At 71.3% G+C, this 21,697-nt stretch carries 16 protein-coding genes and 1 pseudogene; 8 read left to right on the top strand and 9 right to left on the bottom strand.

The window, feature by feature from the left end:
* The first annotated feature begins 355 nt into the window (after positions 1-355).
* From xylB to ACIREO_RS26590, 8 genes and pseudogenes are all read left to right on the top strand, one after another.
* Positions 356-1,837, top strand: a complete 1,482-nt coding sequence (gene xylB, locus ACIREO_RS26625) for a xylulokinase (RefSeq protein ID WP_404114549.1) — start codon at positions 356-358, stop codon at positions 1,835-1,837.
* Positions 1,838-1,907: 70 nt separating this feature from the next.
* Positions 1,908-3,185 carry a VWA domain-containing protein gene (locus ACIREO_RS26620; protein WP_404114547.1) on the top strand — a complete coding sequence of 426 codons (1,278 nt, stop codon included), beginning with the start codon at positions 1,908-1,910 and terminating at the stop codon, positions 3,183-3,185.
* Positions 3,185-4,012, top strand: coding sequence for a hypothetical protein (locus ACIREO_RS26615; RefSeq protein WP_404114545.1), 828 nt, complete (start codon positions 3,185-3,187; stop codon positions 4,010-4,012). Before ACIREO_RS26620 ends, ACIREO_RS26615 begins: the two co-directional genes overlap by 1 nt.
* 155 nt (positions 4,013-4,167) lie before the next feature.
* Positions 4,168-5,536: pseudogene (locus tag ACIREO_RS26610) on the top strand (cytochrome P450).
* A 99-nt stretch (positions 5,537-5,635) separates the two neighbouring features.
* Entirely contained in the window at positions 5,636-7,525 is a 1,890-nt protein-coding gene (locus ACIREO_RS26605; RefSeq protein WP_404114544.1) for an ABC transporter ATP-binding protein, read from the top strand.
* Positions 7,526-7,623: 98 nt separating this feature from the next.
* Positions 7,624-8,091, top strand: a complete 468-nt coding sequence (locus ACIREO_RS26600; RefSeq protein ID WP_404114542.1) for a DUF4334 domain-containing protein — start codon at positions 7,624-7,626, stop codon at positions 8,089-8,091.
* 41 nt (positions 8,092-8,132) lie between these two features.
* Complete coding sequence (locus ACIREO_RS26595) at positions 8,133-9,227, top strand: zinc-binding dehydrogenase (protein ID WP_404114540.1); 1,095 nt, start codon at positions 8,133-8,135, stop codon at positions 9,225-9,227.
* Between the two features lie 145 nt (positions 9,228-9,372).
* Entirely contained in the window at positions 9,373-10,560 is a 1,188-nt protein-coding gene (locus tag ACIREO_RS26590; protein WP_404114538.1) for a low temperature requirement protein A, read from the top strand.
* On the opposite strand, the gene ACIREO_RS26585 is transcribed toward ACIREO_RS26590, so the two are convergent.
* The 9 genes from ACIREO_RS26585 to ACIREO_RS26545 form a co-directional block, all read right to left on the bottom strand.
* Positions 10,553-11,869 (bottom strand): FtsX-like permease family protein, encoded by a 1,317-nt coding sequence (locus ACIREO_RS26585; protein WP_404114536.1) that lies wholly within the window; start codon positions 11,867-11,869, stop codon positions 10,553-10,555. The genes ACIREO_RS26590 and ACIREO_RS26585 overlap by 8 nt on opposite strands.
* Entirely contained in the window at positions 11,859-12,599 is a 741-nt protein-coding gene (locus ACIREO_RS26580) for an ABC transporter ATP-binding protein (RefSeq protein WP_404114572.1), read from the bottom strand. Before ACIREO_RS26580 ends, ACIREO_RS26585 begins: the two co-directional genes overlap by 11 nt.
* A 2-nt stretch (positions 12,600-12,601) precedes the next feature.
* Positions 12,602-13,165, bottom strand: a complete 564-nt coding sequence (locus ACIREO_RS26575) for a PadR family transcriptional regulator (protein WP_404114534.1) — start codon at positions 13,163-13,165, stop codon at positions 12,602-12,604.
* Positions 13,166-13,298: 133 nt separating this feature from the next.
* Positions 13,299-14,282, bottom strand: coding sequence for an ABC transporter substrate-binding protein (locus tag ACIREO_RS26570; RefSeq protein WP_404114533.1), 984 nt, complete (start codon positions 14,280-14,282; stop codon positions 13,299-13,301).
* A 1-nt stretch (position 14,283) separates the two neighbouring features.
* The gene (locus ACIREO_RS26565) at positions 14,284-16,266 is read right to left on the bottom strand and encodes an ABC transporter permease (protein WP_404114531.1); all 1,983 of its coding nucleotides are present in this window, start codon (positions 16,264-16,266) and stop codon (positions 14,284-14,286) included.
* Positions 16,266-17,348, bottom strand: a complete 1,083-nt coding sequence (locus tag ACIREO_RS26560; RefSeq protein WP_404114529.1) for a glycine betaine/L-proline ABC transporter ATP-binding protein — start codon at positions 17,346-17,348, stop codon at positions 16,266-16,268. Before ACIREO_RS26560 ends, ACIREO_RS26565 begins: the two co-directional genes overlap by 1 nt.
* A complete protein-coding gene (locus tag ACIREO_RS26555) occupies positions 17,345-18,916 on the bottom strand; it encodes a GMC family oxidoreductase (RefSeq protein WP_404114527.1) in 1,572 nt (523 codons plus the stop codon). The genes ACIREO_RS26560 and ACIREO_RS26555 overlap by 4 nt, the downstream gene beginning before the upstream one ends.
* Before the next feature lie 77 nt (positions 18,917-18,993).
* The gene (locus tag ACIREO_RS26550; protein ID WP_404114525.1) at positions 18,994-20,526 is read right to left on the bottom strand and encodes an aldehyde dehydrogenase family protein; all 1,533 of its coding nucleotides are present in this window, start codon (positions 20,524-20,526) and stop codon (positions 18,994-18,996) included.
* Positions 20,527-20,851: 325 nt separating this feature from the next.
* Complete coding sequence (locus ACIREO_RS26545) at positions 20,852-21,694, bottom strand: amino acid ABC transporter ATP-binding protein (RefSeq protein WP_404114523.1); 843 nt, start codon at positions 21,692-21,694, stop codon at positions 20,852-20,854.
* Positions 21,695-21,697: the final 3 nt, after the last annotated feature.

The following is a 21,697-nucleotide window of genomic DNA, read 5'->3' as shown; positions in this document are numbered from 1 at the left end:
GCGGGACGCGTCGCGTCACCGAACGGGTCGTTGCCACGCCAGCCCACGGTCCAGAGACCGAAGGTGAACCTGTCCGCGGGGGTGGGGGTGAAGCGATCCGTCATGGTGTGTCCGCCTTCGCCTGCCGGGGTCCGGAGCCGTCGTCATCACCCCGGGCCTATTTGTTCACTGACATGATTAATTATGCACACGCCACCACGTGGACGTAACCCCCCGGAGGGCGAAACGAGGGCCGCCCCTGTTCCGGACGCCATCGATCACGTAATTTGTTTGTCGCACTCCCAAAACCCGCACTGCCAAAACCCGCACTGCCAAAACCCGCACTGCCGGAAAACCGCACGAGAAGAGGTAGCCCATGCCGCCGCGTACCGTCGTCATCGGCGTGGACAGCTCCACCCAGTCCACGAAGGCTGCAGTCACCGACACCGAGACCGGTGAGCTGCTCGCTGTCGGCCGCGCCCAGCACGTCGTCACAGGTGAGAGCGGCGCGCGCGAGACCGACCCCGAGGTCTGGTGGCGGGCACTGTGCGACGCCGTCGCGGCAGGACTCAAGGAGTCCGGGCTCTCCGCGTCCTCGGTCACCGGGATCGCCGTCGCGGGTCAGCAGCACGGCCTCGTGACCCTCGACCGGACCGGCCGTCCGCTGCGTCCCGCCCTCCTGTGGAACGACACGCGCTCCGCCCCACAGGCCGCCGCGCTCGTCGCCGAGCTGGGTGGCCCCGAGGCGTGGACCGCGCGCACCGGCACGGTGCCCGTCGCGTCGATGACGGCGACGAAGTGGCGGTGGCTGCGTGAGAACGACCCGGCGAACGCCGAGGAGACGGCCGCAGTGCGGCTGCCCCACGACTTCCTCACGGAGCGCCTCGCAGGCGTCGCCGCGACGGACCCGGGAGACGCGTCGGGCACCTGCTGGTACTCCACCGCCACGGGCGCCTACGACCCGGAGCTCCTGGACCGGCTCGGCCTGGACGTCTCCATGCTGCCGGAGGTCGCCCCCACGGGCGGGACCCGGATCGGCTCCCTGACCGAGACCGCGGCGGAGGCGCTCGGCCTGCCGGCCGGGATCGCCGTCGCCGCCGGCACCGGCGACAACATGAGCGCCGCGGTGGGCCTCGGCCTGGGCGGTGCGGGACTGCTGGACCATCCCGTCCTGAGCCTCGGCACCTCGGGCACGGTCTTCGCCGCGTCCCTGGCCCGCCCCGCGTCCACGGCCCTCTCCGGTTTCGCAGCGGCGGACGGTACGTATCTCCCGCTGGCCTGCACCCTCAACTGCACCCTGGCCGTCGACAAGGTGGCCACCCTGCTCGGCCTGCACCGTGACGACGCGACGCCCGGCGGCGAGGCCGTCCTCCTCCCGTACCTGGACGGTGAGCGCACCCCGGACCTGCCGACCTCCTCCGGGCTGCTCACCGGGCTCCGGCACGACTCCACACCGCAGCAGTTGCTGGGCGCGGCGTACGAGGGCGCGGCCTTCACCGTGCTGCGGGCGCTCGACGAACTCCTGCGGGCGTGCGGCCTCGACCCGGCGGGCCCCGAGGTCGCCGGCCGTCCGCTGCGGCTGATCGGCGGCGGCGCCCAGGGCCGCACATGGGTGGAGACCGTGCGCCGGCTCTCCGGCCGGCCGCTGATCGTGCCGGGCAGCGGCGAGCTGGTCGCGCTCGGCGCGGCGGCGCTGGCCGCTTCCGCGGCGGGCGGCGACGACCCGGTCGCCATCGCGACCCGCTGGAACGCGAAGTCGGATGACGCCGAACTCCCGGCGGTGGAACGCGACACCGAGACCTGGGAGCGCGTCGGCTCGGTGCTGGACAAGGCGGCGGAGCCTCTGCTCGGCGGATGAGAGGCGTCCCGAAATCGCTTCCGGCACACGCGTTTTGGGGATGACCGCGGATCTTCAATAGGATCCGGCGATGATCATAAGAAAACGGCTGACGGCCGGGGTGTGCGTCCTGCTCGCCACCCTGGCCGCCGGGCTCGGCACCGCCCTTCCGGCCGCCGCCGACGAACCCTCCACCGCCGCGTCGCCCAAGGTCGAACTGGTTCTGGACGTCAGCGGTTCCATGAGCGCCCGCGACATCGACGGCGAGTCCCGCATATCCGCCGCCAAGCAGGCGTTCAACGACGTCCTGGACGCGGTGCCCGAGGAGGTGGAGCTCGGCATCCGTACTCTCGGCGCCGACTATCCGGGCGACGACCGGAAGGTCGGCTGCAAGGACACCAAGCAGCTCTACCCGGTCGGCCCGCTCGACCGCACCGAGGCCAAGACCGCCGTCGCCACCCTGGCGCCGACCGGCTGGACCCCGATCGGGCCCGCCCTGCTCGGTGCCGCCGACGACCTCGACGGCGGGGACGCCACCCGGCGGATCGTCCTGATCACCGACGGCGAGGACACCTGCGGACCGCTCGACCCCTGCGAGGTCGCGCGCGACATCGCCGCGCGGGGAATCCACCTCGTCATCGACACGCTGGGCCTGGTGCCGAACGCCAAGATCCGGCAGCAGCTGACCTGCATCGCCGAGGCCACCGGCGGCACCTACACGGCGGTCCAGCACACCGATGAACTCTCCGGGCGCGTCAAACAGCTCGTGGACCGCGCCGCCGAACCCGTCGTCACCCCCGTGGCGACCGAGGGCGCGGGCAGCTGCTCCGCGGCCCCCGAGCTGAAGGCCGGGCTCTACACGGACCGCCAGGAGATCGGCAGACACCGCTGGTACCGGGTGGATGTCCTTCCCGGCCAGGAGCTGCGCGCCTCGGTGAGTGTGGCGGCGGACCGCGCCGTCGACGACGACTACGGGGTCCTGCTGCGCGCGGTGACCGCCCACGGCCGCGAGATCGTACGGGGCTCGGAGTCCGGTGCGGGACGTACGGACGCCATCTCCACGGGGCTTCGCTACCCCAAGCCCGAACAGGACGACAACGACTCCGACGCGAAGCCCGCCGCCGAGCCCGTCTGTCTCCAGCTCAGCAACGCCTTCTCCGCTCCCCCGTCCGTGAAGACCACTCCCGGCATGCCCGTCGAGCTCACCATCGATGTGGTGGACGCTCCCGACGACGCCGCCGACGTCGCCGCCTTCGGCCTGGGCCGTGGCTGGTGGCTGCTCGGTGTCATGGTGCTGACCGGACTGATCGCAGGTCTGCTGTTCGGCTGGATCTCGCGCTGGCGCGTTGCCGTATGGAGGACCAACTGATGCGTACCACCCGCAGAAACACCCTGAGGCGCGGATGCGTGGGCGCGCTCCTCGCCGCCGTCACCCTGCTCACCTCGGCGGGACCCGCCGTCGCCGACGACCCGTCCGCGAGCACGAGCCCGGCGGAGGACGACGGGACGGCAGGACCGACCGAGGCCGGCACCACCTTCCGTACCGCCACGCCGATCCAGCAGGAGCAGACGGCCACCGCGGACGCGTCCACCGGTGACTACCTGTACTGGGCCTTCCCCGCCGACGCGGGACAACGTCCCACCGTCCGCGCGAAGGTGAGCCTGCCGGAGAGCGCCACCCGGCACGGCGCGTCGACGTGGCAGGTCGATGTGTACGACGGGCTCCGCCGCCGGCAGGCCTGCATGTACGGCCACCAGACCAGGAAGGCGGCACCGGACGCGGGCACCGTCGAGCTGTCCTGTGTGCTGCGTACGGTCCGCGCCTGGTCCGAGCCGTGGGCGTCCGACCCGCTGCCGGGCACCTACTACGTACGCCTGACGGTGGTCGGCCTGGCCGAGGAGGACCTCGGTCTGCCGGTCCACGTCGAGACCGAGGTCACCTCCGCCGGCCAGGGCGGCGCCCACGACGTGGACGGCTCTCTCGCCGAGCCCCTGGTGCCGGGCGTCTCGGTCGCCTCGGCACAGGGCAGCGCCCCTGCCGCCGGTGAGCCGGAGGACGGCTGGTCATCCGGCTGGTGGACGGCCCGCTGGCTGTGGACCGTCGGCGGCGGCGTACTCGCGGCGCTGGCGGCGGTGTTCGGCTACGGCCTCACCCGCGGCGGCGGACGTCCTTCCCGGGTGCCGCCGGGGGTCTGACCGCGCAGCACCGGGCCCGGGGGCCGCAGGACACCGCCTGCGGCCCCCGGGGCATGACGGGCCCCCGCCCTGAGATCCCCACTTCGAACCCACGGCCGACTGGCATTAGGCTCAGCAACTCACGTACTGCGCACGGCAGATGACGGGAGTTCCCCATGTCCACGGAAACCGGTGCGGCCCTCGACGCCGAGCCGCGCGGTCACCGGCTCGTCCAGGGCCCGAGGGGCCTCCCCCTGCTGGGGAGCCTGCCGCAGTTCGGCAAGGACCCCTCTGGCCTTCTTCGAGCGCCTGCGCGGATACGGGGACATGGTCCGCTGGCGCTTCGGCCGCAACGACTGCGTCTTCGTCGCCGATCCCGAGTGCATCGGGGAGCTGCTCACCGAGACTGAACGCACCTTCGACCAGCCTCTGCTGGGCATCGCCTTCCGTACGGTCATGGGCAACGGTGTCGTGGTCGCGCGCGGCACCGACTGGCGGCGCAAGCGGTCGCTGGTGCAGCCCTCGGTGCGGCCCAAGCAGGTGAAGTCGTACGCCTCCACCATGACGGCGTGCGCGGTGGAGCTGGCCGACACCTGGTCGGGCGGTGAACGCGTCGACATCAAACGGGAGATGGCGGCCCTGACGCAGAAGATCGCCGTCCGTACCATCTTCGGGGTGGACACACCGGCCGACGCGGAGTCGATGGGGCGGGCCATGGACATCGCCCAGCAGGAGATCGGCAAGGAGTTCAGCGGCCTCGGCGCCGTCCTGCCCGACTGGGTGCCGACTCCGGGGCGCGCCCGGATCAAGAAGGCCGCCGCGGTGATCGACGCGGAGGTCGGGCGCGTGGTGGCCCGCCATCGGGACGGCGACGGGGAGCGTCCCGATCTGCTGAGCCGGCTGCTCACCGCGGTGGACGAGACCGGGGCGCACCTCACCGACCAGGAGATACGCGACGAGACCGTCACGCTGTACATCGGGGGCCACGAGACGACCAGTTCCACGCTGGTGTGGGCGTGGTATCTGCTCTCCCGCACTCCGCACGCCCTGGCGGCGCTCACCGAGGAGTTGGACCGGGTCCTCGGCGACCGTGAGCCGGGCATCGACGACTACGCACAACTGCCCTATGCCCAGGCGGTGGTGAAGGAGACCCTCCGGCTGTATCCGACGATCTGGCTGGTCACCGGGATCGCCAAGGAGGGCGCCCGGATCGGCGGCATACCGATGCCGGAGGGCACACGGGTGTGGAGCAGCCAGTGGGCCACGCACCGGGACGCCCGGTGGTTCCCGGAGCCCGAGGCGTTCCGCCCGGAGCGCTGGGACGCGGAGGACGGCGACGAGATCCCCGAGTACGCCTGGTTCCCGTTCGGCGGTGGCCCCCGGGTCTGCCTCGGTACACGCTTCGCGATGGTGGAGGCGGTGCTGATCCTCGCCGTCCTGGCGCGCCGATTCGAGCTGGACGTGGACCCGGGCGACGTCGGCCCCGTACCGACGCTGACGCTGCAGCCGGACCGGGAGATCATCGCGACCGTACGGGCACGCTGAACGCGCCGACGGGTGCAGCCGGCCGGGGACGCTTGACCTCAAGGTTGCTTGAGGTCCTAGCGTGCCACTCATACCGACCGACTCTTCCGGAGGCACAGCATGGACATGGAAGTCACCGCCTGGAACTCACTGCACAGCACCGTGAACGCGCAGAAGGACCGCAGACCCCTCTCCAGGGCCACGCTGCGCCGGATCGGGTCGTTCGCCCGCCCGCACCGGAGCAGGATTCTCCGCTTCCTGCTCGTCAGTGTGGTCACCGCCCTGCTGGCGGTGGCCACACCGGTGCTGGCGGGCCGGGTCGTCAACGCGATCGTGGACGGCGAGGACGCCGGGACGGTCACCCGGCTCGCACTGCTGATCGCGCTGATCGCCGTGGCGGAGGCAGGGCTCGGGCTCCTCATCCGGTGGCTGTCGGCCAACCTCGGCGAGGGGCTGATCCTCGATCTGCGTACCGCCGTCTTCGACCACGTCCAGCGGATGCCCGTCGCCTTCTTCACCCGCACCAGGACCGGCGCGCTGGTCAGTCGCCTCAACAACGATGTGATCGGCGCCCAGCGGGCGTTCAGCAACACACTCTCCGGCGTCGTCTCCAATCTCGTCACCCTGCTGCTGACCCTGGCCGTGATGCTCACGATCTCCTGGCAGATCACACTGCTCGCCCTGGTGCTGCTGCCGGTGTTCGTCGTTCCCGCCCGCCGGATGGGCACGCGGATGGCCGATCTCCAGCGGGAGGCCGCGGGCCACAACGCCACCATGGGCACCCAGATGACCGAGCGTTTCTCGGCACCGGGGGCGACGCTCATCAAGCTCTTCGGACGCCCCGCCGACGAGTCCGCCGAATTCGCCTCCCGCGCGAGCCGGGTGCGTGACATCGGCATCCGTACGGCGATGCTGCAGTCCACCTTCATCACGGCGCTCACCCTGGTCTCGGCCCTGGCCCTCGCGCTGGTCTACGGGCTCGGCGGCTACTACGCGCTGCGGGGCAGCCTGGAGCCCGGGGCGGTCGTCGCCCTGGCCCTGCTCCTCACCCGGCTCTACGCACCGCTCACCGCCCTGGCCGGGGCCCGGGTCGAGGTGATGAGTGCCCTGGTCAGCTTCGAGCGGGTCTTCGAGATCCTCGACCTGAAGCCGCTGATCGCCGAGAAGCCCGACGCCCGGCGGGTACCGGACGGGCCGGTGTCCGTGGAGTTCGACGGGGTCTCCTTCGGCTACCCCTCCGCCGACAAGGTGTCCCTCGCGTCACTCGAAGAGGTCGCCACGCTCGACACGGGGGATGGCACCGAGGTCCTGCACGACGTCTCCTTCACGGCGGAGCCGGGCCGGATGGTGGCACTCGTGGGCTCGTCAGGAGCCGGGAAGTCCACGATCGCACAGCTCCTTCCCCGGCTGTACGACACCGATGCCGGCGCCGTGCGGCTGAACGGCGTCGACGTACGCGACCTGACGGCCGATTCGATCCGGGAGACGCTCGGCATGGTCACCCAGGACGGGCACCTCTTCCACGAGTCGGTGCGCGCCAATCTGCTGCTCGCCCGGCCGGAGGCCACCGAGGAGGATATCTGGGACGCGCTGCGCCGCTCCCGTCTGGACGGCCTGGTCGCGTCGCTGCCCGGGGGACTGGACACGGTGGTCGGCGAGCGCGGCTACCGCCTCTCCGGCGGCGAACGCCAGCGGCTCACCATCGCCCGGCTGCTGCTGGCCCGTCAGCGGGTGGTGATCCTGGACGAGGCGACGGCGCACCTCGACTCCACCTCGGAGGCGGCCGTCCAGGAGGCACTGGCCGAGGCCCTGGAGGGCCGTACGGCCCTGGTGATCGCCCACCGGCTGTCGACGGTGCGGGCCGCGGACCTGATCCTGGTCATCGAGGCCGGCCGGGTCGTCGAACGGGGCACGCACGACGAGCTGCTGGCCGCCGGAGGCCGGTACGAGGAGCTGCACCGTACACAGTTCGAGCGGCCGGGAGACGCCGAGGCCCGCTCACTGCGCTGACCGGGCGGTCAGCACACAGCTCCGCCCACCCTCTGGCCCTCCACGCAACAGTGATACATACTATGGACGTTTGTTTCACACCGATGTGGAGGGAAGCCATGGTCATCGACGAGGCACGGACCCTGTTCGCCGCCCTGCGCGCCAAGGACTCCGCCGTCCCGGCCGGAGAACTCGACGACGTCTGGGCGGCGTTGCCGTCCGTCCGTGTGGACGAGGTCCTCGGCGAGTGGCGGGGCGGCGAGTTCGAAACCGGACACCCGCTCCACGGGATGCTGCAGAAGGCCGGTTGGTACGGCAAGACCTTCCACTCGGCCGGAGACGCGAAGCCGCTGATGATGCGCGGAGAGGACGGCCGGCTCTACAGCGACACCGAGCTCGGCAAGGGCGAGGCGAGCCTGTGGATGGTCGAGTTCCGGGGCGAGTCGACCGCCACCATGGTCTATGACGGTCAACCGGTGTTCGACCACTTCAAGGCGGTCGACGACCACACCCTGATGGGCATCATGAACCGCAAGGGCGTCGGCCCGGACGGGCCCTTCTACTACTTCTTCCTCGAGCGCGTCTGAGCGGGGTCGAGGTGTCCGGCCGACCGGGAGGGGGCTGATTCGTGAAAGCCGCAGTGGTGGACGTGCTGGGCGGTGGATTCGTCCTCCAGGACGTCGACATCGCCGAGCCGGCGGGCCGCGAGGTCCTGGTGGAGGTGAGAGCGTCCGGTCTCTGCCACACCGACCTCACCGTCGCCACCCACGCGTTCGGGGACTTTCCCCCGCCGGTCGTCCTGGGACACGAGATCGCCGGTGTCGTCCTCGCCCTGGGCCCGGATGCCGGCGTGTTCGCGGCCGGGGAACACGTCGTGGGCTGCCTCGTCCAGTGGTGCGGCAGCTGCCCCGCGTGCCTCGACGGCAGGGTGTACCAGTGCGGCCGCCCCGGGACCACGCTGCGCGATGCCGAGCGGGAAGGACCACGGCTCAGCCGCGCCGGCCGGCCCCTCACCCAGGGGATGGGGCTGGGCGGCTTCGCCCAACGGGCCCTCGTCCATGAGAACCAGCTGACCGCCGTACCGCGCCGGATGCCGTTCGCTCAGGCCGCCCTGCTGGGGTGCGGGGTGCTGACCGGCGCGGGATCCGTCCTCAACGGCGCCGGCGTCGCGCCGGGCGAGACCGTGGCCGTGATCGGCGCCGGGGGCGTAGGGCTCAACGCGGTCGGCGCGGCGAGGATCGCCGGGGCCTCCCGCATCGTCGCGGTCGACGTGCAGGACGGCACACTGCGGCGAGCGCGGGCCTTCGGCGCCACGGATGTGGTCAACTCCGCCACCACGGACGCCGCCACGGCCGTCCGCGAGCTGACCGGCGGCGGTGTACTGCACGCCTTCGACATGGTCGGCGTCGGGGCGACGACGGAACTGGCGCTGCGCATGACGGCCCTCGGGGGCGGTGTGTACGTCGTGGGCCTGGCTGGGAGCGGAGGAGACCTGCTGCTGTCGCTGCCCCGGCTTCTGCTGCAGCAGAAGCGGATCCAGGGCCTGATCATGGGATCGGGGAACCCCAGGCGCGACATCCCCCGTTACGCCGACCTCTATCTGAGGGGGCGCCTGAACCTCGACGACCTCGTCTCCCGGCGGATCGCCCTGCACGAGGTCGACGCCGGTTACGCCGCGCTCAAGGACCCCGACGTGTCACGGGTCGTCATCACGTCCTTCTAGGAAAAGGCGCACCCGGCGGTGCCGTGACCATCGCCGGGAGACGGCCTGTCGGCGTTGCATGCTTCCGGGGCCCGCTCGTAACGTGAGCGGGGTCCGTCGAGCCGGCCGGACCTGAGCAGCCCTTCCACGCTGAAACCGGGTACGCATGAGTCAGTCACACTCCCCCTTCGGCGCATGGATCCGGCCGATGACCGCCCGTAACACCGGGGAGGAACACCGCTCGGCGACCATGCTCGAGCTGTTCTTCGACCTGTGCTTCGTCGCCGCGGTCGCCCAGGCGTCGGCCGCCTTCGAGCACGAACTCGCCGAGGGGCACATCGGCCACGGGGTCCTCGGCTACGCGATGGTGTTCTTCGCGATCTGGTGGGCCTGGATGAACTTCACCTGGTTCGCCTCCGCGTACGACACCGACGACGTCCCGTACCGGCTGCTGACACTGGTACAGATCGCCGGTGCGCTCGTCATGGCCGCGGGTGCGGCCGAGGCCCTCCAGCACGAGGACTTCACCGTCATCACCTGGGGCTATGTCGTCATGCGGCTGGCCATGGTCACCCAGTGGCTGCGCGCCGCCCGCTCCGACCCCGAACGCCGGCGCTCCTGCGTGCGCTACGCGGTCGGCATCCTCATCGTGCAGGTCGGCTGGGTCGCCCGGCTGGCCCTGCCCGAGGACTGGGGCCTGCCGACGTTCGCCGTCCTGGTCCTGGCAGAGATCGCCGTCCCCGCCTGGGCCGAGAGCGCGGCCATGACCACCTGGCACCCTCACCACATCGCCGAACGGTACGGCCTGTTCACCCTCATCGTCCTCGGCGAGACCATGACGGCAGCCACCGCCGCCGTCCGTACGGCCCTCGACGAGGAGACCGCGCTCGGTGACATCGCGACCCTTGTCGTCGGCGGCGTACTGACCGTGTTCGCCCTGTGGTGGCTCTACTTCTCGCAGAACGCCCCGCAACGGCTCACCGGACTCAAGGCGGCGCTCCTGTGGGGCTACGGCCACTACCTCGTCTTCGCCTCGGCTGCCGCGGTCGGTGCCGGGCTCGCGGTCAACGTCGCCCACTCCACCGGTCACGGCCACCTCTCCGACCGGGCGGCGGCGGCGACGTTCACCGTGCCGGTAGCTGTGTTCATCACCCTGGTCTGGCTGCTGCACCACCGTGCGGAGGAACTCCGCAGCCGGAACGACCTCATCCACCCGGTGGCCGTTCTCGCCGTGCTGGCCATGACGTTCATCCCGGTTCCGGTCCTGGCGACGGGCCTCCTGGCCTCCGCACTCGTCGCCACGACGCTGGCGGTGGCGGCGACGGGTGCGCGGCGGAGCCCACGGGCTACGTGAAGCGCAGCTCCGCGGGGTGCGCGACGCGCCGCAGGAGCGGCAGAGACGTCGCCGCGGCCAGCAGACACGCCGCGTAGACCGTCACGGGGACGAGCAGCGGCAGCATGGATATGGTTCCGGTGCCCACGACCGTGGCGTACGCCAGGTGGATCACCGTGCCTCCGACGCCCGCGAGCAGGAGTGCGGGTGCCAGCGGGAGCGCGGTCTCCAGGAGCGTGGCTGGCACTCCGGCAGCGGCCTGGGCCGCGAGGCCTCTGCGCCGGGTGGCCAGCGACTCGGCGGTACCGACGGCGAGGCCGCAGAGGCTGATTGCCACGACGATCAGCACGGCGGAACCGGCCAGGTCGATGCCGGTGGTGTAGAAGGACAGGTCCCCCGGCTGGTGCTCGCCCTCCCCCAGCTCCGCGAGCAGCACCCCTCGCACCCCGACGAAACCCACTCCGACGACCGTGACCAGCAGCAGCGCGGCGTGGGTCCGCGCGGCGGCCCAGGGGTCGTGCGCGAGGCGGCTCGCCGCGATGAGCACCGCCGGGCTCTTCGCACGGGGGATGAGCCTGCGGCCCATGAACGCCGCGAACGCCCCTGCCATCCAGATCGCGCCCGCCCCCGTGAGGAACACCAGGCCGAGGACCAGCAGTGCGAACGGCGTCGCGCTTCGGCCGGCCGGGGACAGATGGAGCAGTGCCGCCGCGATGATCAGCCCGACCGCGAGCAGGCAGGCGAGCGCGGCCCGGCGTCCCCGGTCCCGGCCCGTCCTGCGCACATGGCCGAGGGGCGAGGCCACCACATGGCGCAGGGCGAAGACACTGACCAGCGCGGCGACCACCGGGACGGCGAGAACGACCACCGCGAAGACCACCCAGGCCGCCGGAGGCGGGACGTGTCCCGATGCGGCAAAGAGCACGGCGAAGGCGGCGAGACCGGCCGAGGATCCGGCCAGGCCGGCGAACGCGGACTCGGCCGCCGCGATTCTCCTCACCTGTGCGGGGGACGCCCCGACGAGCCGCATCCCGGCCATCCGCCGGTGCCGGTGCACGGCGCCAATGCGCGCGCACTGACCGAGGAAGCCCAGCACCGGTGTCAGCAGGAGCACGAGCGTGAACACGATGCCCGCGCGCTCGCCGGGCCGGTCCAGCAGGCCGTGGGCGTACGGGATGGACACCTGCCCCGACACGGCGGCGACGGTCGCGGCCGTGAGTGCGAGGCCCGTGGCGAGCAGAGCACCGAGGAAGGTCAGCGAGACCCTCCACCACTCGCGGCGCTCCGAGCCGCGCGCGAGGATCCAGGCGATACGGAGGTCAGCCTTCATGGCGAGCCGCCTCCTGACCGACGTCATCGGGGGAGCCGGAGTGGACGACTCCGTCCCGCAGACCCACCTCGCGGTCCGCGTACGCGGCGATCTGCGCGTCGTGGGTGATCAGCAGCACCGCCGTGGACGACTCCCTCGCGGTGTGCACCAGTGCGGTCATCACCTGTTCCCCGGCGAGTGAGTCGAGGGCCCCGGTCGGCTCGTCCGCGAAGACCGCCTTGGGCTCGGTGACCAAGGCCCTTGCCAGCGCGACCCGTTGACTCCGTCCGCCGCTCATCTCGCCGGGTCTCAGGTCTGCCTGCCCTCGGACGCCGAAGCGCTCCAGCCACTCCCCCGCCCGCTGGTTCGCCGGGCCGCGGCGGATTCCCGAGAGCAGCAGCGGCAGTGCCACGTTGTCGAGTGCGCTGAGCTCGGGAATCAGCTGCCCGAACTGGAACACCACCCCGAAGTCGTGGCGCCGCAGTTCGCTGAGCCGCGCCTCGGCCGACCGGTCGAGCTGTTCGCCTCCGTAGTCGACGACCCCTTCGTCGGGGCGGACGATCCCGGCCAGGCAGTGCAGCAGGGTGGACTTCCCGCTGCCGCTCGTGCCCGTGACGGCCAGGATCTCGCCCACGTGAAGGTCGAGGGAAGCGCCCCGCAGTGCCTCGGTCCGTCCGTACGACTTCTTCAGACCGTGCGCCGAGATCAGCGCGGTCTCCCCCGATAAGGGCTGTTCGTCCCGTGCGTTCATGTTCATGTTCCGTTGACCTCCGCGGTCAATGTGTCGATGCGGGCCGTGGTGGTGGTCATCCACCGCACGTCTGCGTCGAGATGGGCCAGGGCGTAGTCGGCCGAGAGCACCGTGCTGAGATCGGCGCCCGGCTCGGTCTTGAGTGCGGTGAGCTCGCGCATCCGCTCCATGTGGGCGGCTCGCTGGGTTCTGAGGTGGGCCGCGGCGTCCGGTCCGTCCTGTCCGGTCTCCGCGGCGGCCGCCGCCACGAGGATCGAGACCACGACCTTGGCGAAGATCTCGTTCGTCACGAAGGGGGCGGGGGCGGTGATCTCGTCTGCCCACCGGGCCAGTTCGCGCGATCCCTCAGCGGTCGAGCGATAAAGGGTGCGCTCCGGGCCGCCGTCGGAGTCGGTGCCGTCGACCGCGGCCAGACCGTCACGCACCAGGCGTTGGAGGGTTGTGTAGACCTGCCCGTACGCGAGCGGACGGGCCTGCGGGAAGCGGGCGTCGTACTGCCGCTTCAGGTCGTAGCCGTGGCAGGGACCGGCGGCGAGCAGGCCCAGCAGGACATGACGGGTACTCATGCCCCGCACTATATCCTCGGTATATGTACTGAGTGAATAGCAGCTCCCGCCGATGGCCGGATAACGCCGTCAGCCGCCGCGGCTGGGTGCCGCGGCGGCTGACGGTGGGACGGAAGGGACTCTCCGGCTCAGATCACTCGTCCAGCCATTTCTTCCAGGTGCCAGGGTGCTTCTCGATCCAGCGCTCGGCCGCCTCGTCCGGCGTCAGCCGCTCGGAGGCGATCATCTTGGACACCTCGTTCTGGTCCTTCTCCGACCAGGTGAACTTCTTCAGGAAGTCCGCCGCGTCACCGCCCCGCTTCGAGAAGTCCGCGTTGAGGTACTTCTGGAGCGGGGTCGTCGGGTACGCGCAGTCGATGTCCGCGGGGTCCTTGGCCGCGCAGGCGTCGGAGTACTCCGGAAGCTTCACCTCGACCATCGGTACGTCGTTGAACAGCCACTGCGGCTGGTACCAGTAGCTGAGGAAGGGCTTCTTCTCCTTGGCGGACTGCTGCATCTGTGTGATCTGCGCGGCCTCGGAACCGGCGAAGACGACCTTGTAGTCCAGGCCGAGATTCTTCACCAGCGCCTTGTCGTTGGTGACGTAGGACGGCGAACCGTCCATCAGCTGGCCCTTGTCACCGCTCTCCGGGGTGCGCAGCTCGTCGGCGTACTTGTCGAGGTTCTTCCAGTTCGTGACGTCGGGGTGCTCGTCCGCCCAGTACTTGGGGACGTACCAGCCGATGTGGCCGGTGACTCCGAGGTCGCCCCCGGGGACGATGGTCTTCTTGTCCTTGACGTACAGCTGCTCCTGGTCTGGGTGGCCCCAGTCCTCCAGGATGGCGTCCACCCTGCCCTGGCTGAGTGCGTCCCAGGCGGGCACCTCGTCGGTCTGGACGAGGTCGACGCGGTAACCCAGCTTGTCGTGGAGGATCTTCTGCGCGACGGCGACGTTGGCCTGCGCGCCGACCCAGGACTGGACGGAGAGGGTGACGGTCTTGATGTCCGCGGGGGCCGCGAACGGGGAGGCCTGCTTGGTCATGTCGGCCGCTCCGCAGCCGGTGACGGCCAGCAGCGCGCCTGCCGAGGCGACGATCGCGGACGTACGGAGGCGGGCGTGGGTACGGGTGCGAGCCATGTCAGCTCTCCTTCCGCTGGCGGCGGGCGGTGGGCTGGGTGACACGGTCCAGCATCAGTCCCAGGCAGACGATGGCGGCGCCCGCGACGAGGCCGGTGGCCAGGTCGCCCTGGGCGAGGCCGAACACGACCTCGTAGCCGAGTGCGCCGGAGCCGACGAGACCGCCGATGATGACCACCGCGAGGACCAGGACGACGCCCTGGTTGACGGCCAGCAGCAGCGCGGGCCTGGCCAGCGGGATCTGGACCTGGCGCAGTTGCTGGCCACTGGTGGCGCCGAGCGACCGGGCGCACTCCATCGCGGCGGGGTCGACGCCCCGCAGTCCCTGGGTGGTGATGCGGACGACGGCGGGGAGCGCGTAGACGACCGCTGCCGCGGCTGCGGGGGCGCGGCCGACGCCGAAGAGGGCGACGACCGGGATGAGGTAGACGAACTGCGGCATCGTCTGGAAGACGTCCAGAACAGGTCGCAGCAGCCGTTCGAGGCGCAGGCTCCGCGCGGCGCCGACGGCGATGCCGAAGCCCAGGACCAGGGTGACGGCGACGGCGGCGATGACCTGGCTGAGCGTGTCCATCGACAGGTCCCAGACGCCGAGGACCCCGATGGCGGCCATGGCCAGGACGGCGGTGAGCGCGGTACGCCAGGTGCCGATGGTCCAGGCGAGGGCGGCGACGATCAGCAGTACGCCCCACCAGGGCAGACCCTGGAGCCCGCTGCGGAGCGGGTTGAGGATCCAGCTGGTGAAGTGGGCGGCCCAGTCGGCGGTTCCGCCGATGACGGGGATGCCGGTGTAGAGGTGGTCGACCATCCAGTCCTTGGCCGTGTTGACCGGTTCCGCGATGGGGACGATGCCGCCCTCCGGCCAGATGCGGCCGCCGGTGAAGCGGCCCACGACGGCGACGGCCGCGGCGATCAGGGCGGCGAGCCCCCAGCCGCGCACTCCGCGCAGGGCTTCCGGGCCGGTGGGTTCCGTGCCGATCTTCCGGCCGGCCGCCTCGGTCGTGCGGTCCAGGACGACGGCCAGCAGCACGATGGGGATGCCCGCGGCGAGCGCGGCTCCGACGTCGACGGAGGAGAGCGCCTGGTAGACGCGGTCACCGAGACCCCCGGCGCCGATCACGGAGGCGATGACGGCCATGGACAGCGCCATCATGATGGTCTGGTTGAGGCCGAGGAGCAGTTCCTTGCGGGCCAGCGGCAGCCGGGCGCTGAGCAGTCGCTGCCTGCCGGTCGCGCCGAGCGAAGAGACGGCCTCCATGACGCCCGCGTCCGCGCCGCGCAGTCCGAGCGCGGTGAGCCGGGCCATCGGCGGAGCCGCGTAGACGACGGTCGCGAGGACCGCGCCGGGCACACCGATGCCGAAGACCAGCACGACGGGCAGCAGATAGGCGAAGGCGGGCAGCACCTGCATGGTGTCCAGGACGGGGCGCAGGACGCGGAACGTACGGTCCGAGAGTCCGGCCGCGAGTCCGAGGAGCAGCCCCAGCACCACGGAGGCGAGGACCGCGACGGTCATCAGGGCGAGGGTCTGCATGGTCGGCACCCACATGCCGAGCAGCCCGCAGACGAGGAAGGAGAGTCCGGCGGTCAGCGCGAGGCGCCATCCGGCCGTACGCCAGGCGACGAGCGCGGCGACGGCGGTGACACCGGCCCAGCCGAGGGCGAGCAGCGCCAGATAGACCCCGCGCACCGACAGGACGACGGCGTTGCTGATGTGGCCGAAGAAGTAGAGGAACAGCGGGTGGCTGTCGCGGTTGCCGATGATCCAGTCGTTGACCTCGCCGAGCGGCCCGCTCAGGTCGACGGTCAGGGCGCCGGGCCAGACTCCGCCGCCCCAGCGCGCGTGTGCGAGGGGTACGACGACGGCGGCGATCGCCAGCAGCAGCAGGATCTTGCCGAGGGCGGGCCGGCCGCGCAGGGCGGCGAGGGGGCCGCTCCCCGGGGGGCCGGACGCGGTACGGGTGGTGGCTTGGGCGGTGGCCATCAGACGGTCACCTCACGGGCTCCCGCGGCCCCGCCGGCCCCGCCGGCCCCGCCGGCCCCGGCGACAACACCGAGCAGGCACGCGTGGTCGACGACTCCGAGCAGCTTGCCGCCCTCCATCACCCGCGCGAACGGCTCGCCGGAGCGGGTGACGGCCTCGATGGCTTCGGAGACGGTGGCCCCGGGCCGGACGGCCGGGCCGTTGTCGCTCTCGTCGGCGGTCGGCGGGCGCATGGCGGTGGCGACGGTGAGGACCTGTTCGCGTGGGACGTCACGGACGAACTCGCGTACGTAGTCGTCGGCGGGCGAGCCGACGATCTCCTCGGGGGTGCCGAGCTGGACGATGCCGCCGTCGCGCATGAGCGCGATGCGGTCGCCCAGGCGGAGTGCCTCGCTGAGGTCGTGGGTGATGAAGACCATCGTGCGGCCCTCCTCACGGTGCAGCCGCACGACCTCGTCCTGCATCTCGCGCCGGATCAGCGGGTCGAGCGCGCTGAACGGTTCGTCGAAGAGGAGGACGGACGGGTCGACGGCGAGTGCGCGGGCGAGCCCGACGCGCTGCTGCTGGCCGCCGGAGAGCTGGGCGGGCCGGCGGTCCTCGAGACCCGCGAGGCCGACCTTCTCCACCAGTTCGGCGGCCTTGGCGCGCCGTTCGGCCTTGCCGAGGCCCTGGATCTCCAGGCCGTAGGCGACGTTGTCGAGGACCGTGCGGTGCGGCAGCAGACCGAAGTGCTGGAAGACCATCGCGGCGCGGTGCCGGCGCAGTTCGCGCAGCCGGGTGGTGTCCATGGCCAGGACGTCCTCGCCGTCGATGGCGAGGCTGCCGCTGGTGGGCTCGATCAGCCGGGTCAGACAGCGTACGAGGGTGGACTTGCCGGAGCCGGACAGGCCCATGACGACGAAGACCTCGCCCTTCTGGACGTCGAAGGAGACGTCGCGCACGGCGGCGGTGCAGCCGGTGCGCTCGCGCAGTTCGGCGGGGGGCAGGTCCGCGTACTCGCTGCCGGGGATGCGGTCGGCCTTGGGGCCGAAGACCTTCCAGAGGTTCTTCACACTGAACACAGGGGTACTGGCTTCGGTCATCGGACGTCGCCTCCGTCGGTCGGGGTCGCTCGGAGCAGCTCGGCGCACTTCTCGCCCACCATCAGGACGCCGATCATGGGGTTCACCGCGGGCATGGTCGGGAAGACGGACGCGTCGGCGACCCGGATGCCTTCGAGGCCCTGGATCCGCAACTGGGGGTCGACGACTGCCGCCGGGTCTCCCTCGGCTCCGATCCGGCAGGTGCCGGCCGGGTGGTAGACGGTGTGCGCGACCTTGCGGGCGTACTCGCTGATGTCCTCGTCGGACGTGACCTCGGGCCCCGGGCACACCTCGCGCTTGAGCCAGTGGGCCAGCGGTTCGGTCTTCGCTATCTCGCGGGCGAGCTTGATGCCGTCGACCAGGGTGCGGCCGTCGTGGTCTTCCTCGTCGGTGAAGTAGCGGAAGTCCAGGGCGGGCTTGACCTCGGGGTCGGCGCTGGTGAGGTAGAGACGGCCGCGGCTGCGCGGCTTGGGGATGTTCGGGGTCATCGACACACCGTGCTCGGGCTTCTCGTAGCCGAGGCGCTCCGGGTTGTCGGTGAAGGGGATCTGGTAGAAGTGGAACATCAGGTCGGGGCCCCGGGAGCCGGGGTCACGGCGTACGAAGAGGCCCGCGTCGGAGTCCATCGCCGAGTTCTCCGGGATGGGCCCGTCGGTCTCCCAGACGATGACCGACTCGGGGTGGTCGAGCAGGTTCTCGCCGACACCCGGTGCGTCGTGGAGGACCGGGATGCCGAGCTCGGTGAGGTCCTTCGCCGGGCCGATCCCGGAGTGCATCAGCAGCCGGGGCGTGTCCACCGCGCCCGCGCAGACGATGACCTCACGGGCGGCGCGCAGCAGCAGTTCCTCGCCGTCCTTGGTGCGTACGTGCACCCCGGTGGCGCGGTTGCCGTCGAACTCCAGGCGGTACGCCCACGTCTCCAGCATGATCGAGAGGTTGGGGCGGTCACCGGCCTCGATGTGCGGGTGGAGGTAGGCCACGGACGCGGAGGAGCGCTTGTTGTTCTCCGGGTGGTAGGCCAGGTCGAAGAAGCCGGCGCCCTCGTGGAACGGCTTCTTGTTGAAGCTGTCCACGCGCGGGACTCCGGCCGCCGCCTGCGCGGCGTCGACGAAGTCGCGGGCGATGGCGTTCCGGTCCTTCTCGTCGACGGGCACGATGTTGTTGCGCAGCCGGGCGAAGTAGGGGTCCATAGCGGTGGCGTCCCAGCCGTCGGCTCCGGCCTCGGCCCATTCGTCCCAGTCCCCGGGCAGCGGCTTGAAGCTGATCAGGGTGTTGTGCGAGGAGCAGCCGCCGAGGACTCGGGCACGGCTGTGCCGGATGTGGGAGTTGCCGCGGGGCTGTTCGGTGGTGGGGTAGTCGTAGTCGAGGTCGCCGCCGAGGAGGCCGAGCCAGCGGCGGAGGGTGAGGACGTCCTCGCGGTCGATGTCGGTGGGGCCGCCCTCGATGACGGTGACGGTGACGTCGGGGTCCTCGGTGAGGCGGGAGGCGATGACCGAGCCGGCGGTTCCGCCTCCGACGATCACGTAGTCGACAGGTTCGGGGCGTGCGGTGCTGGGGGACGGTGGCATCGGTTGCTCCTTCTGCAAGGTTCTGGCGTGGGTGTGGTGCTGCGAACAGCCGGTCGGAGAGGGGGAGATCGCTCTGTTCAGCCGGCGAACCAGCGCTGCGGGCGCGGGTTGAGGTTCTGGTAGATGTGCTTGGACTCGCGGTACTCGGCGAGCCCGGTGGGGCCGAGCTCGCGGCCCGTACCGGACTTGCCGAAGCCGCCCCACTCGGCCTGCGGGAGGTAGGGGTGGTAGTCGTTGATCCAGACCGTGCCGTGACGCAGCCGGCCTGCGACGCGCCGGGCGCGGCCCGCGTCGGTGGTCCACACGGCGCCCGCGAGGCCGTAGTCCGTGTCGTTGGCCAGAGTGACGGCCTCTTCCTCGGTACGGAAGGTCTCGACGGTGAGGATCGGGCCGAAGGTCTCCTCGCGGACCACCTTCATCTCCCGGTGGCAGCCGTCCAGGACGGTGGGCCGGTAGAAGTAGCCGCTCGCGGGCCTGACGTCCGAGGGCTCGGGGCGCGCTCCGCCGGAGCGGACGATCGCGCCCTCCTCGCGGGCGGACGCCACGTACGCCTCGACCTTGGCGAGCTGCTGCGCGGAGACGAGCGGGCCGCATTCGACGCCGTCGACGGTGCCCCGGCCGAGCCTGATCGCGTCGGCGCGGCGGGCGAGTTCGGTGACGAAGCGGTCGCGGACGGACTCCTCGATGATGAGGCGGGCCCCGGCGGAGCAGACCTGACCGCTGTGGAAGAAGGCGGCGTTGAGCGCCTGGTCGACGGTGGTGTCGAAGCCTTCGTCCGTGGCGCACGCGTCGGCGAACACGACGTTGGGGTTCTTGCCGCCGAGTTCCAGGGCGACCTTCTTGACCGTGGGAGCGGCTGCCTGGGCCACCTTCGTGCCGCTGGCGAGCCCGCCGGTGAAGGAGACCAGGTCGACGTCCGGGTGCTCGGAGAGCCGGGCGCCTACGGGGTCGCCCGCGCCGGTGACGAGGTTGGCGGCGCCGTCGGGCAGTCCGGCCTCGGCGAGCAGCCTGATCAGGTGGACGGTGGAGAGCGGGGTGACCTCGCTGGGCTTGAGCACGAAGGTGTTGCCGGCCGCGAGGGCCGGGGCGATCTTCCAGCTGGCCTGGAGCAGCGGGTAGTTCCACGGGGCGATCAGGGCGCAGACCCCGACCGGCTCGTGCACGACGACGCTGTGCACATCGGGGTCGCCTGCGTCGACGACCCGGCCGCCGCTCTCGTTCATGACGAGGTCGGCGAAGTAGCGGAAGGCGTTGGTGACGTCGTCGACGTCGACGCGGCCCTCCTCCAGGGTCTTGCCGGTGTCGCGGCTCTCGGTGATCGCGATCTCCTCGCGGTCCCGCTGGAGGAGCACGGCGACCCGGCGCAGCAGCTCGGCGCGCTCGGCGACGGCCCGGTGGGGCCAGGGGCCGTCGTCGAAGGCACGGCGGGCGGCGGCCACGGCCGCGTCGGTGTCCTCGGTGCCGGCCTCGGAGACGAGAGCCAGGACGGTGGCGTCCGCGGGGTCGAGGATCTCGCGCGTCGCGCCGGATCCGGCGGCCCGCCAGGTGCCGTCGATGTGGAGGGTCTCCAGGGCGGCCGTGGGACGGTCCGACGAGGTGGGAGCCGACATGTAGCGATCTGCCTTCCGTGCCTGATTGCTCCGCACCGGTCCGGCCGAGCACTTGTGCGCCGGTGGACCGGGGTGCGGCACCAGCAGCCTGGGACCCTCCCCGGTCCGGAGAGATGTATGCCGAGATATTCACTCTGAGTGATGCGACTCACTTGCGGCGTCGGTGTCCCGAGGGCCGATGACGGCGTGGTGACGGAGGGCGGCCGTCCGATCCGTGTCCGAAGGGGTGCCCTGGCTGTTTCGCGTCGTACACGTCGGCACACGGACAGTGAGCGCCATCGGCGGGACCGGCCCCGGTGTGCGGCGTCGGTCGATTCACGGCCGGCTACGCCGGGTCCGACCGCTTCCCCGCCCCGTCGGCGGCCCCGGCCGCCTCCGTCAGGTCCGCGGTGGCCGGGGTCAGCAGGCGTGCGAGGAAGGACCGGGTACGGGCATGAGCGGGCGCGCCGATCACCCGCTCCGGGGTCCCCTCCTCCACGATGACCCCGCCGTCCATGAAGACGACGCGGTCCGCGACCTCCTTGGCGAAACTCATCTCATGGGTGACGACGAGCATCGTCATCCCCTCGTCGGCAAGTGAGCGCATGACGGCCAGGACGTCCCCCACCAGTTCCGGGTCGAGCGCGGAGGTGGGCTCGTCGAAGAGCATCAGTTCCGGATCCATGGCCAGAGCCCGCGCGATGGCCACCCGCTGCTGCTGACCGCCGGACAACTGCGCCGGGTAGGCGGATTCCTTGTCGGTCAGACCCACCCGGGCCAGCCGTTCGCGAGCGATCCGTGCCGCCTCCGCCTTGTCGCGCCCGAGCACTCGCCGCTGGGGCAGCGTCAGGTTCTCCAACGCCGTGAGGTGCGGGAACAGGTTGAACGACTGAAAGACCATGCCGATCCGCCGGCGCACCTTGTCGATGTCCACATCGGGGTCGGTGACTTCGGCGCCGGCCACCGTGACCGTCCCGGACGTGGGCTCCTCCAACAGGTTCACACAGCGCAGCAGCGTGGACTTGCCCGAACCGGAGGGGCCGATGACACACACCACCTCGCCCCGGGCGACCGAGAAGTCGATGCCCGCGAGCACCTCCAGCGTGCCGAACGACTTGCGCAGGCCCCGCACGTCGATCGCCGGCCCGCTCACCGCTGCCGCGCCGTCTGCCGTCGAAACCGCCTTCACCGC

Source organism: Streptomyces sp. NPDC102441, assembly GCF_044765585.1.
Classification (GTDB): Bacteria; Actinomycetota; Actinomycetes; order Streptomycetales; family Streptomycetaceae; genus Streptomyces.
Note: the sequence above shows the minus strand (reverse complement) of the source record. Positions and strands in the feature narration are given on the sequence as shown.